We start from the raw sequence: 15,634 nt of genomic DNA, 5'->3' as shown, positions 1-15,634 counted from the left end.
GACCCTCTCCCGGGGGGCGAGGGAGGAGTGGTCAGGTTAGAAACCGGGGCCCGTGGGCGTGAGCGTCGCGCTGGCTACGTCTGTCATTGCCGTGGCCGACTCCGCCTCGGCCACTCCCCTGCCGCGTGCATCCGCCGTGAACTCCACCGTGTGACTGGCGCCTTCTCCGCTCACCGTCAGCCGGTATTGGCCCCCAGGCGTCAGGAACCGGCCAATCAGTTGCAAGCCAATGCGGTTGCCACCATTCACCGTGTCCGGCGCGATGGCCACCGTGCCCGACAGCGACTGGCCTCCAGAGCCCGTGAACTCAAAGTCACGCCCCGTCGCCAGCACCGTCACCTCCCTCACGAACGTGGTGCTCTTGCCCAGTCCGTCCGTCGCCCGTGCGTACAGGTAGATGACCTGCTCCACCACCACCACCGGCGCCAGCCAGTTCGTCTCGTACCCGCCCGTCTGCGCGTTGAGCGTCAGCGGCTGCCAGAGCGCCGGGTCCGGCTGCGGAGCCTCCTCGATCTCCACCCCCAGCGGCACCGCGTACAACTGCCAGTCCACCGCCGTGATGCCCGAGCCCGAATCCGTCGCGGAGACCTGCACCAGGTGCTCGATTCCTCCCGCCAGGTGCGCGTCCACCACCGGAGAGATCATGTCCACCGCCGGCGCACCCCGGTCCACCGTCACGTTGATGGAGGTCTGCGCTACCTGCCTCGCGCCGTCCGTCGCCCGGACGCCCAGCACCTGTGCCCCCTCCTCCAGGTTGTTCGTGTCCAGCCGGACCTCGTAGTTCCCCGTCAGGCTGTTGAAGCCCATGGCGTTCCAGACAATCCCTCCCACCGTGTACTCGACCTTGGCGACACCGAAGTCATCCGAGGCCTGGGCCTGCAAGGTGATGGCTCCTTGGAGCACCGCCCCCTCGGCCAGGTTCACGATGCCCACCGTGGGCGCCAGATCCACGCCCGTGGAGAACGCGAGCACCTGCGAGGCACCCGCGTTGCCCGACGCGTCCACCGAGCGGACCCGGTAGAAGTACGTCGTGTTCGGCTGCAGGCTCGTGAGGCTCACCCCATGGCTCGTGGTGCGCGCCAGCTCCACGCCCGTCGCGGAACCCAGCGCGCTGGTGGTGCCGTACTCCACCTGCGAGCTCGCCGGCTCGTCCGTGGTCCAGGAGATATCGGCGAAGGTGGGCCCCGCCGCCGCCACCATCCCGCTCGCGAATGGAGCGCGGTTGTCGATGGGCATCCCGGACACCTCACCGGAGCGCGGGGACTCGTTGCCCGCCACGTCCACCGCCGCCACCACGTAGTAGTAGGAGGTGCCGTTGCTCAGCCCCTGGTCCCGGTGGAAGCTCACCGAGGTGGCCGCCACCTTCGTGTACGGGCCTCCGGGCGTGGTGCTCCGGTAGACCGCGTAGCCCACCAGGTCCATCTCCGTATTGGAGCTCCAGGAGAGGTCCAGGTACCCGCCGTTGCTCGCGGCCACCTGCGCGGCCACCTTCACCCCCGTGGGTGCCGCGGGGGGATTGCCCACCACCGCCACGGTGTACACCAGCCGCTGGTTCCCATCCCCGTCCGTGGCCCGGACGTACACGCTGTGGCTGCCATCCGCCACCGCCGTGGTGTTCCACGTGCCCCGGTACGTCGTCGACAGCAGGCTCCCGGACAGCGCCGTCCAGACACCGTCCGCGGTGTCGACCTGGTACTCCACCCGGCTGATGCCCGAGCCCAACAGCCCGTCATCCGCGCGGACCTCGAGGGCGGCCTGGCCACTGACGGCCGCGCCACTCGCGGGCTTCACGATCGTCACCGTGGGGGGCGTCGAGTCCAGCCCGAGCAACGCCAGCGCGGGGGTGCTCGCCAGGGACGCCAGGAGCGCCGCTCCATATCTCCAATGCATGTTCAACTCCAACCTTGATGTGGGGGAAGGACTGCCGAGGACATGACGCGGCCCTGGCGGAGACGGGCGCAAAGCCTGTCACCGGCACGCTACAAACACAGACATCGACACAGGGCACGCCATCACCCGGGCTCGACGGCACCGCGCCCCGGGCGGGAACGCTGTCGGGCCGCGACAAAAGCCAGATTCGTGCCGTTCGCTGAACACTCGGCTCACCCCGGAGGGCCGGGCGAACCTCCAGATTCTTTTCTTTCGGGAAAACGCGGGGTTATCGGTTCACCTTCGAACGCACGAAGGGCCCATGGACTTGCGCACCCGCCCGGACGCTCTCCAGGCAGCGCCGCCATCCGGGAGTTCTTTCAGCCGTTCCGTGCGGTATCCGGCAAAACCTACCGGTTCTTGCAGTGCCATTGCAGCGGCTGCAGTGAGACGGAAGCGTGCTGTCCGTCAGCGGGCGCACGGCCGCCCCGCGTTCCTGAAAGGAATTCAGTGTCCCGCGGGGGGGTGGTTGGAATCCGCGAGAGGCTTCACCGGAGGCGGGCTCGTGGAGCGCCAGGCCAACATCGGTGAAGAGACCGCGGGGACTGCATCAACCCGGACTGCGCGGGGCACACGGAGCGCCCCGGTGGACGGCGGCCTTCAGTGCGACCGGAGCAGGACCGAGAGAAGGTTCCCGCCCCACCCCCGCCGCTCGTCCTCGCGCTTCGAGGAGAGATCCTGCGTGCCGTCCACCACGGGCCGGGGCGCGAGCTCCTCACGAGGCTCGGCGGAGGACGGGTCCACCTTCACCGTGACGAACACGGTGCGCAGGTTGCCCGTGAAGTCCACCGCGCGGATGTAGAGCTCATGGCCCCCGGCCGGCACGGCTCCCGCCTTGGTGCTCGCCTTGTAGGTCATGGACTCCGGGTCCAGCGTCAGCGGCTTCCAGACGCCCGAGGTGGAGCCCAGCTGGTACTCCACGCTCCGCACCCCCGAACCCGTGGGACCGTCGTCCGCCTGGACCGAGATCTCCAGGTGTCCACTGATGGACGCGCCCGTGGCGGGCTGGAGCACCTTCACGTCCGGTGCCGACGAGTACAGGCCCAGCGAGGCGGCCAGGATGTGGGCACCCACCAGGGCGACGACGCCCGCCGAGGGCATCCAGGTTTCCCAGATGGAGTGGTTGTAGATCCGCTTCTGATTCTTGCTCGGTGCCATCACCGGTCATCTGTAGCCAGAACCGTGCCGGACCCCGGACAGTCCACCCGTTCCCGGGGGTGGCTCGCACCCTCCCTCCCTTTCTTTCGGGAAAACAGCGGGTTGGCCGATTTCTCCTGGCTTGTGCCATCTTTCCTGGAGATCGGCTCACGGCGGGCGGTGGCGGAAAGACGGAAGTTCTTTCAGCCTCGCCCGAGGACATCGGGGAAAAAACTCCACGCTGCGTGTCACCCGGCTGTCACCCCGCGCGCCGCACCCGGGACTTCTTGTCACCGCCCCCCACGCGGGCCCCGTTAAGCTGCGGACGTCATGATCGCCCCCGCGTACACCGGGGGCCCAGGGCGGGGAGCACCCTCCTGGGAAGGGACCGGATGAACGTCATCGTGAAGGGAGCGCTCGCCGCGGGCGCCCTGATCATCATCGCGGCGGGCCTGCGGGTGGGCCTGCGCGAGAATGGAGCCGTTGCCAGCCCCACCCCGTCCGGGGGCACCGAGCAGAAGCGGACGTTGACCATCGCCGCGGCCTCGGACCTGAAGTTCGCGCTGGACGAGGTGCTGGTGCGATTCCGCGCGAAGCACCCCGGCGCGGACATCCAGGTCACCTACGGCTCGTCGGGCAACTTCCTCGCGCAGATTGGCAACGGCGCCCCCTTCGACGTCTTCCTCTCCGCGGACGTGGCCTATCCGCGCGAACTGGCCGGGCAGGGACTGGTGGCGGGCGAGGTCTTCCTCTACGCCGTGGGCCGCATCGTGGTGTGGGTGCCCAGGGACTCGCCGCTGCCCGTGGAGCAGCGCGGAATGGAGGCCCTGCGCGAACCGGCCGCCCGGCGCATCGCCATCGCCAACCCCCAGCATGCCCCCTACGGCCGGGCCGCCGAGGCCGCCCTGAAGAGCCAGGGCGTGTACGACACCGTGAAGGACAAGCTGGTGCTCGGGGAGAACATCGCGCAGACCGCGCAGTTCGTGCAGAGCGGAGCCGCGGACGCGGGCATCATCGCCCTGGCACTCGCGCTCGCCCCGGCCATGAAGGAGCAGGGCAACGCCTGGGTGGTGCCGCTCGACGCCTACCCGCGCATGGAGCAGGGGGGCGCCATCCTGAAACGCGCGAAGGATCCGGCGCTCGCCCGGGAGTTCCGCGGCCACCTGCTCGGCCCCGAGGGCACGGCGGTGCTCGAGCGCTACGGCTTCTCCCTGCCCGAGGAGTGAAGTGTTGGACCAGGCCGCCATCCTCTTGAGCCTGCGCCTCGCCGCGTGGACGACGCTCCTCCTGCTGGTGCTGGGACTTCCCCTCTCCTGGTGGCTGGCCACGTCGCGCTGGCGGTGGAAGTTCCTCGTGGAGGCCGTGGTGTCCCTGCCACTGGTGCTGCCCCCCACGGTGCTGGGCTTCTACCTGCTGCTCGCGCTCGGCCCTCGGGGACCGCTGGGCGGGGCCTTCGAGTCGCTCTTCGGCAGCACCCTGCCCTTCAGCTTCACTGGCCTGCTGGTGGCCTCGGTGCTCTACAGCCTGCCCTTTAGCGTCCAGCCCTTCACCGCCGCCCTGGCGGGCGTGGATCGCCGTCTGCTGGAGGCGTCGTGGTGCCTGGGCGTCTCGCGCTTCCAGACGTTCCTGCGCGTCGTGCTGCCCCTGTCCGCCACCGGCATCCTCTCCGGCATGGTGCTGACGTTCGCGCACACGCTGGGGGAGTTCGGCGTGGTGCTCATGGTGGGCGGCAACCTGGAGGGCCGCACGCGCACGGCCTCCATTTCCATCTACGACGCGGTGCAGGCGCTGGACTACGCCTCGGCGGGCCGCACGGCGCTGGTGCTGCTCGTCTTCTCGTTCATCGTGCTGGCCCTCACCTACGGGCTCCAGCGCAGGGTGTGGGCATCATGGCCGGCACGCTCGTAGTCGACCTGGAGAAACGCTTCCACGGCGGGCCCACCGTCCGGGCCACCCTGGAGCTGCCCGCCACGCCCGGCCGGGTGGCGGTGCTGTTCGGCCCCTCGGGCGCGGGAAAGACGACGGTGTTGCGGTGCCTCGCGGGGCTCGACCAGCCCGAGCACGGGCGCATCCTCTTCCACGGCGAGCCCTGGTGTGACACCTCGGCCCGCCTCTTCCTGCCGCCCCAGCGGCGGCGCGTGGGCCTGCTCTTCCAGGACTACGCCCTCTTCCCCCACCTCACCGCGGAGCAGAACGTCCAGTACGGCCTGGGAGAGCTGCCCGCGGACGAGCGGCGCGAGCGCTCGCGCTCCCTCTTCGCGCTGTTGCACCTCGAGGGGCTGGAGGGGCGCCGGCCGCGCGAGCTGTCCGGCGGGCAGCAACAGCGGGTGGCGCTGGCCCGGGCATTGGCCATCCGCCCACGCCTGCTGCTGCTGGACGAGCCCCTGTCCGCGTTGGACGCCCCCTCGCGCGAGCACCTCCGGGGTGAGTTGCGGCGGCTGCTGCGGGAGCTGGGGGTTCCCACGGTGGTGGTGACGCACGACCGGCTGGAGGCGCTGGCGCTGGGGGATGACCTGGTGGCCATGGAGGGCGGCCGGGTGTGCCAGGTGGGGCCGGTGGCGGACGTGTTCAACCACCCGGCGGAGCTGGCGGTGGCGCGGATGACGGGCATCGAGACGGTGCTACCGGGCACGGTGCTGAAACGCGAGGAGGGGCTGGCCACGGTGGAGGTGGGTCCGCATCACCTGGTGGCCCTGGAGCCCGCGCACGAGGGGAGCTCCGTCTTCGTGTGTCTCCGGGCAGAGGACGTCACCCTGGGCCTGCCAGAGGCCGCGCCCACCAGCGCGCGCAACCGGTTGCCCTGCAGGGTGGTATCGCTCACACACGAGGGAGCCCTGGTCCGTGTGGGGCTGGACGCGGGCTTCCCCCTGGTGGCGCGGGTGACGCGCTTCTCCACGGAGGAACTGGGGCTCGCCGAGGGGCGGGCGCTCACCGCCACCTTCAAGGCACCCGCGGTGCGGCTGGTGCCTCGCCCGTGAGCGGAGTTCCCTCTCCCCCCTGGGAGAGGGTCAGGGTGAGGGTCTTCCCTCCGGTTACGCTCCCTGGAGCTGCTTGACGATGCCCAGCGCCTCGGAGACGTGGCGCGTGGCGTTGAGCTGCGAGTTGAAGACGTGACGGACGACGCCCTTGCGGTCGATGACGTACGTCACCCGCCCCGGCAGCAGGCCCAGGGTGCTCGGCACGCCGTACTCGCGCCGCACCTTGCCGCCCTCGTCGGCCAGCAGCGTGAAGGGCAGCCGGTACTTCGCCGCGAAGGCCTCGTGCGAGGCCGCCGACTGCGAGCTGATGCCCACCACCTCGGCTCCGGCATCCTTGAATGCCTCGTACGAGTCGCGGAACGAGCACGCCTCCTTCGTGCAGCCCGGCGTATCGTCCTTGGGGTAGAAATAGAGGACCACCGTCGCCTTCTGGAGCAAGTCCTTCAGCTGTACGGAGGTGCCATCCTGCTTGGGCAATGAGAAATCGGGGGCCTGGTCGCCGGTCTTGATGCTCATGGCCGCCTTGCTAACCAACAGCCCCTGGCGTTTCAACGAACAAGCAGCAACAAGCCGCTGACGGGTAGAATGCCCCCATGCGGAACCTCTCGCGTCCCCTCCCGCTCTGGGTTCTCCTCCTCCTGGCCTGGGGGCCGGGGACGGCCGTGGCGGAGGAGCCCTCGCCCTGCGAGGAGGACAGGCTCACCGGAGCGGAGCGCGGCCACGAGGTGGAGCACCGGGTGGAGGCCCGGCCCGAGGAAGACCTGGTGCGCTTCACCGTGCACCGCACCTTCCACAACCCCCGCCCGCGCCACACCGAGCTGGAAGCCCACTTCACCCTGCCCCGAGAGGGCACGGTGCATGGCCTCGCCCTCGAGTCCCAGGGACAGTGGACGGAGGGGCTCCTGCTCGAGGCCGCCCAGGCGGAGCGCCGCTACGAGTCCCTCCGGCGCAAGGGCCCCGCCGCCCCCCGGGCGCTCGCGCTGCTGTCCTCGGAGGGCGGAGCCACGGTCCGCCTGAAGCTCTGGAACCTGCCGCCCCGGGCCTCGGTGACGGTGCGCTACGAGGTCCGCGCGCGGCTCGCCTATGCCCACGGGCGGAAATCCTTCACCTATCCCCTGCCCGAATGCGAGCACAGCCCCCGGCCCGCGCTCACCCTGGTGCCCGCCTCTCCCGGCGAGGACCTCCGCCTCGAGACGCGGAACACGAATTCCTGGAGGCCCGAGCTGGAGGCCTCCTGGGAAGCGGGGACCGCCCGGGGGCTCGACGCGCGCGCCGGCCTCGTCCCCTGGGGCACTGGCTCCCTGGGCTTCCTCCAGGTCCGGGCGGAACGCCTCTCCGAGGTGCCCGCCCGGGCCCGGGTCGTCTTCGTGGTGGATGCCTCCCACAGCGTGGGCCCCCAGGGCATCTCCCGCCAGTTGGAGCTCGCCGGCGAGTACCTCCAGTGGCTGCCCGATGCGACGGCCGAGGTGGTGGTGTTCCGCCGCTCCGCCCAGCGCCTCTTCGGACGCCTCCTCCCCGCCTCGGAGTGGAAGACGGCGCTGGCCACCCTTCCCCCCGAGCGGCTCGCTCCCGGCAATGGCTCGCACCTGGACGAGGGGCTGAAGCTCGCCCAGCGGGTGCTCGAGGACGGCAGCGGGCCCGCGCGCGTCCTCGCCCTCACGGACGGGCTGCTCCGCGAGGCCTTCGAGCCTGTGCCCCCCGCCCCCTCCACCTCGGCCCCGGATGCCGCCGTGCACCTGCGGTGGCTGCCCCGCCGCACCGGCTACGCCGCCCCGCATGAGAAGCTCTCCGAGCCCCTCGTTCGCGGCTCCTGCGGCACGCAGTTGCACGCCTACGGCGGCAGCAGCAGCCTGGAGCCGCTCGTGCGTCCCCTGCGGTGGGAGGAGGTCCACCTCCAGGACGGCCAGGGCGCCCGGCTGAAGGATCTGCCCACGCTCCAGGAGGGCGAAGGGCTCCAGCTCTGGCTGCCAAGCCCCCAGACGCCCCTGGGCGAGCTGGTGCTGCATGGACGGCGCTGGGGCTGTGCCGCCTCCCAGCCGGTGGCCCGCGATGACGCGCTCTCCGCCGACCTCGTCCGCAACGCCTGGGCCAACCAGCGCTTCGAGCCGTGGAACCGGAACAAGGAGGAGCTCCCCCCCGAGGAAGCGGTCGAGCTGCTCGCGCGAAAGGGGGACTGGGTCTCCGGGACCCACTCGCTCCTGGTGGTGCCCCCGGGCGCGGGGCCCTCGACGGCGCGGACGCATGCGCTGCCGGACGGGGTGGCCGGCGGCGTCATCGGAGGCGTGGTCGGAGGCACCACCAACTGCCCCATGGCGGCCCCCTTCCAGCGGCCGGCGTCTCCCGAGCTCATGGAAGCACTGGAGCGGCTCCTCCAGCCGGTCTTCACCACCTGCCTGGGAGAAGGAGGCAACCCCTCCCTCCAGGTCCGGCTGGAGACCACGGGAGACGAGCTCGTCGACGTGCGGGTGACGGGCGCGGCCTCCGAGCCCCAGGCCGCGTGCGTACGCGAGGCCACCTGGGCCCTCCGCCTGCCGGCCCTCTGCGATGACGGCCTGCGGGGAACCTACACGCTCACCCCCCGGCGCTAGACGCGCGTCTGGCGCGAGGAGGCCAGCGACACGACGGTGGAGCGCAGATCCTCCAGGCCCGCGGAGTGGTCCATGAACCAGGCACCGGGGATGCGCGCGATCTGCTCGCGCAGCCGGGGGTTGGTGAAGGGGCTATAGAGGATGACGGGCACGTCCGGGTTGCTGGCGCACAGCCGCGCGAGCGCCGCGAGACCGGCATCACCCAGCATCCGCGCATTGCACAGGATCAACTCCGGCACCTGCCGCTGCCCGGAGAGGAGCTCCCCGGCGAGCAGCTGAATGGCCTCCCGCGCGTCCTCGACCACCCCGACCTCGAAGCGCTCGTGGGTGAGCATGTCGCACATGAGGTGGCGGCGCTCCTTCAGGTTCTCGATCAGCAACACCTGACCGTGAAACGCCACCGGACGCTTCCGGGACTCGCCCCGGAACATGGACCGGCCCGCCCTCGACGACGCCCCCTGCTGGTTCACCGTACTGGCTTGCATGACGACCCTTCCCCTTGCTCGCGACCGGCCGCTGCAGAGCAGGAACCGTGCCGCCTCCCGATGCGCCGCGCCATGGCACGGCGACACCCGGAATGACTAAACATCCCTGACAGGTCTGACCAGCCCGTGTGGCAGGGAAGAACGCCACATGTGGCATTCCGCCACAGGGTCTGGGACGCCCACGACAGACCCACAGGACCCCAGCCGGAGGCGGGCCCTTCTCAGGTGCCGAGACCGATGAGGGCTCCGGTCTCGGGAACCGAGAGGGCCGGGGGACGAGACTATACAAGTCACCTCCGGCCTGCTACTGCGCAGGTCATGCCCTCCTCTGACTTCGACCCTCTCTCCCTTCGGCCCGCGGATGAAGTCGCGGGCTGGCGTGTGCACCACCTCTGGCGCCGGGACACCTTCAGCGTCACCTGGGCCGTGGAACGGGACGGCGAACGCCGCCTGCTGCGCATGGCCCTGCGGCCACCCGGCTCACGCGAGGGCCCGGAGATGGAACGGTTCCTGGAGCGCGAGGTGGGAGCACTGAGGCGCGTGCGGCACGTCAGCATTCCCCGGCTGCACGAGGACGGACGCTGGCCGGACCCGGTGCAAGGGTTCCGCTACCTGCTGATGGATGACGTCGAGGGCTCGGAACTGATGGACATGAGGCGCCGCGGTTTCACGGCGCTGCAGGTCGCTCAGATGATGATGCATCTGACCAGGGCCGTGGACGCCATGCGCCGCGAGGGCGTCAACCATGGCTCCCTCGGGCCGAATAACATCCTGATACGCGACGCGGACTCGCCGCCCATGCTCGTGGACTTCAGCCTCGCCGACTGGCCGGGCAATCCCTTCCCTCCCGAGCACTACCCGCTCGCCGCATTCGGAGGCATCGACACGATCCTGAGGGAGAACCCGGATATCGGCTTCCAGGCTCCCGCCATCCGCGGCAAACGCTACCTGTCCTGAGGGGACAGCGGCCGCGGAGTTGCCATCGTTCCCACCAGAAGAAGCGCGAGAGACCGCCACGGGAGAGGTCGTGTCAGGATGGATTACCTCCGGAGTCCACCCTGGCGGAGACAGTCATCGCACGGGTCTACGCTGGCTGCTATCCTGCGCTTCTCGGCGCTGGAGGCCCCATGACGAGGCAGCTCCTGACGTTGCTGGCGATTCTTCCCTTGCAGTTGGGGTGCGGCTCGACCTGGGGCCGGTCGAGCGCCGTCGAAGTGCCCCTGCACCGGAGTGTGTGGGGACTCGAACCAAAGGGACCCGGGTGCACGCTCAAGGAGGAGGAGTGGAAGAAGCGTTGCACCCGGGAGCACTACGGTCAGTTCGACATCTGCCCTCAAGGATGTCCCCCGTCTGAACCAGAGACGTTCTTGGAGGAGGAGGATTGACGCCTCCCCGGAAATGGCGCGCGCTCCTGCTCGCCCTGCTCTGCATCATCCTCCCGATTCCATTGGTGGGACTGGTCTTGATGGCCTCGCATCCGCCGCGGACGCAAACGCCGCAGGCCGAAACGAGCCTCATCCCGATGCTCCCTCCCGATGCACGAAGAGCATTGCCGACCCATGCACGGAGTTGCAACACGGTAGCGGACTGCGACCCACCACTCGATTGCTTGTTCATCGAAAGCGAGCTGCGTGCCGAATGTACGGACAGCATGTGCATGAAGGACGAAGACTGTCCGGAGGAGTTCTCCTGCGTTTCAGTCAAGACGCAGAACGGAAAGGCACTGGTCCGCAGGTGCGCTCTCACCGGGCATCGGAAGGAAGGAGAGAACTGCGAGCTGCTCGCGCTCACCCATCACCTGGGATGTGAACGAGGACTGCTCTGCCAGGAGGGTTGGTGTGGCCGGCCATGCCGGTTGGACGAGCCATCGAGCTGCCCCACCGGATTCTTCTGTTCCGAAGGGCGCGAGGGCCCTCCCTCCTGTCTTCCTTCCTGCAAGGGCCGCTCGTGCCCTGAAGGCCAGCGATGCCTTCGTGCATCGGGTGGGGCCTCTGTTTGCAGGCAGTTGGAGGGCCCTGATTGCACGAAGAATTCCTGTCCCGAGGGCCACACCTGCAAGCTTCTGTCGCCCCCACAGCGCCCCTGGGAGCTGCGGACGGAATGCAGGCGGAGCTGCGACTCCGACAAGCCCTGCCCACAGGGGCTCGTCTGCTACCGCTTCGAATGCCGCGAGGTGTGTGACCCCCACGGGCCTTCCACATGCGGTCCCGGTCAGCTTTGTGGTCAGCGCAGTCCCACGGACCCCGGGTATTACTGCCTCCCCGGCTGAGTAGACGGCCAGGCCCGGCTCCCCTCCGATCGCCCTGGCCTGTCACAAACACCCCGCGCCGCCTCCTCCCAGGTGGGACCTGCCACCGGGAGAGACACGGGATGCGTCGTTGGGTGCGGATGATGGCAGTGGGGTGGGGACTGACTTGCTTGGAAAGCGTGGGGCTCGTGGCGCCCGCCCTCGCGAACCCTGGCCCGAACGGGAACGGCGCGCCGCCCGCCCTGGTGGTGGACGGTGGCGCCGCTTCCCGTACGGCACTGGAGGATCCCTTCCTCGGCGTCATCATTCCCCACGAAACCGTGAACGTGAGCACCCGCTTCGACTCGCGGCTGGAGAAGCTCGAGGTCGAGGTCGGCCAGCGCGTCCACGCGGGCCAGGTGCTCGCACGGCTGGACACCCGCTCGCTGCGGCAGGACCTCGCCGCCGCCGACGCCAGCCTCCAGGGCTCTCGCGCCGAGGAACGGGCCGCCCGCCTGGCCCTCTCCGAGGCCCGCGCGAAGAAGGCCCGCTACTTCACCCCGCGCTCCCTGGAGCTGGGCGTCTATTCCCAGGAGGAGCTGGACAAGGTGCGCTACGAGGAGAGCACCGCCAACGCCCGCCTGCAGGCCGCCCGGTCACAGACGCTCCAGCGGAGCGCCGAGGCCACCGAGCTGCGGCAGAACCTCGACGACGCCACGCTCGTGGCCCCCTTCGACGGCGTGGTGGCGGCGAAGCTCTCCAGCCCCGGCGCACGGCTGGCGGCGGGACAGCCCGTGCTCAAGCTGCTCGGCACCGGCGGTTGGAAGGTGCGCTTCGCCGTGCCCGAGGACGCGGCGCGGCGGCTCCAAACAGGCGGCCCCGTGGAGGTGAAGACGGTGCGGCGTGACCTCGCGCTCGACGGCACGGTGGAGAGCGTGGCGCCCGAGGTGGACTCCGCGGCCCGGCTCGTCTTCGCCACCGCCACCTTCAACCAGCCACCGCCGCCCGAGGTCTCCACGGGCATGGTCGTCCACGTCCGTCCGGGGCCCTCACAGCAACTCGGAGGGCGAGGCACCAGTGGCTCCGCGCCAACGGGAGCCGCTCCGTAAATGGAAGCCACGCAACGCACCCGCATCTTCCGCGAGGAGGCCCTGCGCCACCACGAGGGCTCCCAGGAAGACGGAGACCTCCTCCGCATCTCCCCCCGATGGACCCGGTGGACGTACTGGGTGCTGATCGCCCTGGTCGTCTGCGCCGCCCTCTACTCGGTGCTCGGTACCATCCCTGAGTACGCCTCGGGCCCGGCCATGGTGAAGGTCGAGGGCCGGAGCGATCTCACCACCCAGTTGCCGGGAATCGTCGCCTCGGTGGAGGTGAAGCCGGGGCAGCGGGTGGAAGCGGGACAGCCCATGGTGAGCTTCCTCTCCCAGGATGAGACGGCGTCACTGGAGCGCATCCAGCGGGAGTTCGAGCTGCAACTCGTGCGCGTGTTGCAGGACCCATCGGACGAGGCCGCGCGCCAGGCCCTCACGTCGCTGCGCGCCGAGCGCGAGCTGGCCGAGGCCCGGCAGCAGGCGCGGACGCTGAGGGCCCCGCACGCCGGAGTGGTGGGCATCCTGCGCGTGCGCGAGGGCCAGTACGTCAACCCGGGAGAGAACGTGGTGTCCGTGGTGGGGGACGACGTGCACGTGACATTGGTGGCGCTGCTGCCCGGTGGCTATCGGCCGAGGCTCGAGCCGGGCAAGCCGCTGCGCGTGGAGCTCAACGGCTTCAACCACGAGTACCAGACGTTCACCATCGAGTCGGTGGGAGATCAGATCATCGGCCCGAGCGAGGTGCGGCGCTACCTCGGCGCGGACACGGGGGATGCGATCAACCTCTCGGGTCCGATGGTGCTGGTGCGGGCGCGCATCGACTCGCCCACGTTCACCATCAAGGGCAAGACGTTCAACTACTTCGACGGAATGCTGGCCCAGGCGGACGCGCGGGTGCGCAAGGAGCGGATCCTCGTGACGCTGATTCCAGGCCTGAAGGGAGCACTGGGACATGAGGACTGACGCCGTCCGGCATCCGGGGCTCACCGAGCGGTTCCCCGCGTTCCGCAACCTCAAGGTGAAGGGCCGCGAGCGCCGCATCCCGCTGGTGCGCCAGCTGTCGGAGATGGAATGCGGCGCCGCGTGCCTGGCCATGGTGCTGGGCTATTACGGCAAGCCGCTGCGCCTGGAGGAAGTCCGTCAGGCGATGGGGGCGGCGCGGGATGGGGTGTCGGCGCTCGACATCCTGCGCACGGCGCGCACCTTCGGACTGCGCGGGCGGGGTGTCTCCGTGGATGACGAGGCGCTGCACTACCTGCCCACTGGCACCATCCTCCACTGGCAGTTCACGCACTTCGTCGTCTTCGAGAAGCTGGGACGGGACGGCGTGCACCTGCTGGACCCGGGGCACGGCCGGCGCAAGGTGTCACTGGAGCGCTTCCGCCAGTCCTTCACCGGCGTGGCCCTGCTGCTGGAGCCGGGCGAGACCTTCGAGACGGGCAAGAAGCCCCGGCCCCGCTCGGCCGCGAGGTACGCGGTGCAGGTGCTCCAGCAGTCGCACGTCCTGCAGCGCATCATCGTCGTGTCGCTCATCCTGCAGCTCTTCGCGCTGGCGGTGCCGGCACTGACGGGGCTCATCATCGACCGGGTGGTGCCTCGCGGGGACAAGGAACTGCTGCTGGTGGTGGGCCTGGGCTTCATCTCGCTGGCCGGCTTCCAACTGCTCACCTCGCTCATCCGGAGCCACCTGCTGCTCGAGCTGCGCACGCGCATGGACTCGAACATGACGCTGGGCTTCCTGGAGCACATGGTGAGCCTGTCCTACGCCTTCTTCCAGGTGCGCGCGGCGGGAGACCTGATGCAGCGGCTCAACAGCAACGCCACCGTGCGGGAGATCCTCTCCTCCAGCACGCTGTCCGCGCTGCTCGATGGCGCCCTGGTGGTCATCTACCTCGGGCTCCTGTTCCTGATCAGCCCGGCCATGGCGCTCATCGTCCTGGGGCTGGGCAGCCTGCAGATCCTCATCCTCCTGCTCTCCACGAGACGCCAGCGCGCACTGATGTCGGAGAACCTGGAGGTGGAGGCGAAGAACCAGAGCTACCAGATCGAGATGCTCACGGGCATCCAGACGCTGAAGGCGTTCGGGGTGGAGCACCAGGCGGTGCAGCGCTTCTCGGAGAGCTTCGTCAACGTGCTCAACGTGTCGCTGAAGAGGGGCCGGCTGTCGGCGTGGGTGGACGCGCTCACGGGGACGCTGCGGCTGGTGGCGCCACTGGTGCTGCTCACCTGCGGCGCCCTGCTGGTGCTCGAGGGGAGCATGTCGCTGGGAACGATGATGGGGCTCAACGCGCTGGCCGGGGCGCTGCTGGTGCCGCTGGGCAACCTGGTGACCACGGGCAGCCAGCTCCAGTTGCTGCGCAGCTACATCGAGCGCATCGACGACGTGCTGGACACTCCGCCCGAGCGGGACGCATCCAAGCCGGGCCGGCAGATGAAGCTGCGAGGGGGCATCGAGCTGGACCGGGTGTCGTTCCGCTACGCGGCCACGTCGCCGCTGGTGGTGCAGGACGTGTCGGTGCGCATCGAGCCCGGCCAGTCCGTGGCGATCGTCGGCCGCTCGGGCGCGGGGAAGACGACGCTGGCCAACCTGCTGCTCGGCCTGTACCTGCCCACCTCCGGGCGTGTGCTCTTCGACGGGGAGGATCTGACGGAGCTGGATCTGCACTCGGTGCGCGGCCAGGTGGGGGTGGTGCCCCAGGAGCCGACGTTCTTCAGCTCGACGCTGCGGGGCAACATCGCCATCACGGACCCGGTGGCCCCACTGGAGCCCGTCATCGAGGCGGCCCAGCTGGCGCAGTTGCATGGCGACGTGATGAACATGCCCATGGGCTATGACACGCCACTGGTGGACCGTGGCGCGTCGTTGTCTGGAGGGCAGCGGCAGCGGCTGGCGCTGGCGCGGGCGCTGATGCAGAAGCCGGCGGTGCTGCTGCTGGACGAGGCCACCAGTTCCCTGGACGCCATCACCGAGGCGCGGGTGCAACAATCGCTGGCATCGCTCCAGTGCACGCGCGTCATCATCGCGCACCGGCTGAGCACGGTGGTGGACGCGGACCTCATCCTGGTGATGGACGAGGGCCATCTGGTGGAAGCGGGAAAGCACCAGGAGCTGCTGCTGCACGGGGGCATCTACGCGGAGCTCGTGCGCGCCCAGATGCGCAGCGGCGGCCGGGTGGAGTGAGGCTCACGTCCCGCG

13 protein-coding genes are annotated in these 15,634 nt (G+C 69.8%); 9 read left to right on the top strand and 4 right to left on the bottom strand.

Going from position 1 to position 15,634, the window contains the following annotated elements; genetic code table 11:
- Positions 1-36 precede the first annotated feature (36 nt).
- Positions 37-1,890 (bottom strand): fibronectin type III domain-containing protein, encoded by a 1,854-nt coding sequence (locus tag BO221_RS00370; RefSeq protein ID WP_073558352.1) that lies wholly within the window; start codon positions 1,888-1,890, stop codon positions 37-39.
- Between the two features lie 639 nt (positions 1,891-2,529).
- Positions 2,530-3,087 (bottom strand): Ig-like domain-containing protein, encoded by a 558-nt coding sequence (locus BO221_RS00365; RefSeq protein WP_073558351.1) that lies wholly within the window; start codon positions 3,085-3,087, stop codon positions 2,530-2,532.
- 371 nt (positions 3,088-3,458) lie between these two features.
- Here BO221_RS00365 and modA point away from each other — a divergent pair, with 371 nt between their 5' ends.
- Genes modA through modC form a run of 3 tightly spaced genes read left to right on the top strand, consistent with a single transcriptional unit; the run spans position 3,459 to position 6,044 of the window.
- Complete coding sequence (modA, locus tag BO221_RS00360; protein WP_073558350.1) at positions 3,459-4,292, top strand: molybdate ABC transporter substrate-binding protein; 834 nt, start codon at positions 3,459-3,461, stop codon at positions 4,290-4,292.
- A 4-nt stretch (positions 4,293-4,296) separates the two neighbouring features.
- Positions 4,297-4,974 carry a molybdate ABC transporter permease subunit gene (modB, locus tag BO221_RS00355; protein ID WP_073559366.1) on the top strand — a complete coding sequence of 226 codons (678 nt, stop codon included), beginning with the start codon at positions 4,297-4,299 and terminating at the stop codon, positions 4,972-4,974.
- Positions 4,956-6,044, top strand: coding sequence for a molybdenum ABC transporter ATP-binding protein (modC, locus tag BO221_RS00350; protein ID WP_073558349.1), 1,089 nt, complete (start codon positions 4,956-4,958; stop codon positions 6,042-6,044). The genes modB and modC overlap by 19 nt, the downstream gene beginning before the upstream one ends.
- 54 nt (positions 6,045-6,098) lie before the next feature.
- Here modC and BO221_RS00345 read toward each other — a convergent pair whose 3' ends face one another.
- Complete coding sequence (locus BO221_RS00345) at positions 6,099-6,560, bottom strand: peroxiredoxin (protein WP_073558348.1); 462 nt, start codon at positions 6,558-6,560, stop codon at positions 6,099-6,101.
- A 77-nt stretch (positions 6,561-6,637) separates the two neighbouring features.
- On the opposite strand from BO221_RS00345, the gene BO221_RS00340 reads away from it, so the two are divergent.
- Complete coding sequence (locus tag BO221_RS00340; protein ID WP_073558347.1) at positions 6,638-8,632, top strand: VWA domain-containing protein; 1,995 nt, start codon at positions 6,638-6,640, stop codon at positions 8,630-8,632.
- Here BO221_RS00340 and BO221_RS00335 read toward each other — a convergent pair.
- Positions 8,629-9,117, bottom strand: a complete 489-nt coding sequence (locus tag BO221_RS00335; protein ID WP_073558346.1) for a response regulator — start codon at positions 9,115-9,117, stop codon at positions 8,629-8,631. The two genes, BO221_RS00340 and BO221_RS00335, sit on opposite strands and share 4 nt — an antisense overlap.
- 318 nt (positions 9,118-9,435) lie before the next feature.
- Here BO221_RS00335 and BO221_RS00330 point away from each other — a divergent pair, with 318 nt between their 5' ends.
- The 5 genes from BO221_RS00330 to BO221_RS00305 all read left to right on the top strand — a co-directional run bounded on the left by BO221_RS00330 (position 9,436) and on the right by BO221_RS00305 (position 15,619).
- Positions 9,436-10,074, top strand: a complete 639-nt coding sequence (locus tag BO221_RS00330) for a serine/threonine-protein kinase (RefSeq protein ID WP_158079768.1) — start codon at positions 9,436-9,438, stop codon at positions 10,072-10,074.
- Between the two features lie 170 nt (positions 10,075-10,244).
- The gene (locus BO221_RS00325; protein WP_073558344.1) at positions 10,245-10,502 is read left to right on the top strand and encodes a hypothetical protein; all 258 of its coding nucleotides are present in this window, start codon (positions 10,245-10,247) and stop codon (positions 10,500-10,502) included.
- Between the two features lie 1,051 nt (positions 10,503-11,553).
- Positions 11,554-12,453: an efflux RND transporter periplasmic adaptor subunit gene (locus tag BO221_RS00315; protein ID WP_233165556.1), complete on the top strand. Its 900-nt coding sequence runs from the start codon at positions 11,554-11,556 to the stop codon at positions 12,451-12,453.
- Positions 12,454-13,401 (top strand): efflux RND transporter periplasmic adaptor subunit, encoded by a 948-nt coding sequence (locus BO221_RS00310; protein WP_073558342.1) that lies wholly within the window; start codon positions 12,454-12,456, stop codon positions 13,399-13,401.
- Complete coding sequence (locus BO221_RS00305) at positions 13,391-15,619, top strand: peptidase domain-containing ABC transporter (RefSeq protein ID WP_073558341.1); 2,229 nt, start codon at positions 13,391-13,393, stop codon at positions 15,617-15,619. Before BO221_RS00310 ends, BO221_RS00305 begins: the two co-directional genes overlap by 11 nt.
- The last annotated feature ends 15 nt before the right edge of the window (positions 15,620-15,634 follow it).

The sequence above is a fragment of the Archangium sp. Cb G35 genome, assembly GCF_001896145.1.
In the GTDB taxonomy this organism is placed as follows: domain Bacteria; phylum Myxococcota; class Myxococcia; order Myxococcales; family Myxococcaceae; genus Archangium; species Archangium violaceum.
This window is presented reverse-complemented; position numbering and strand designations above follow the sequence as displayed.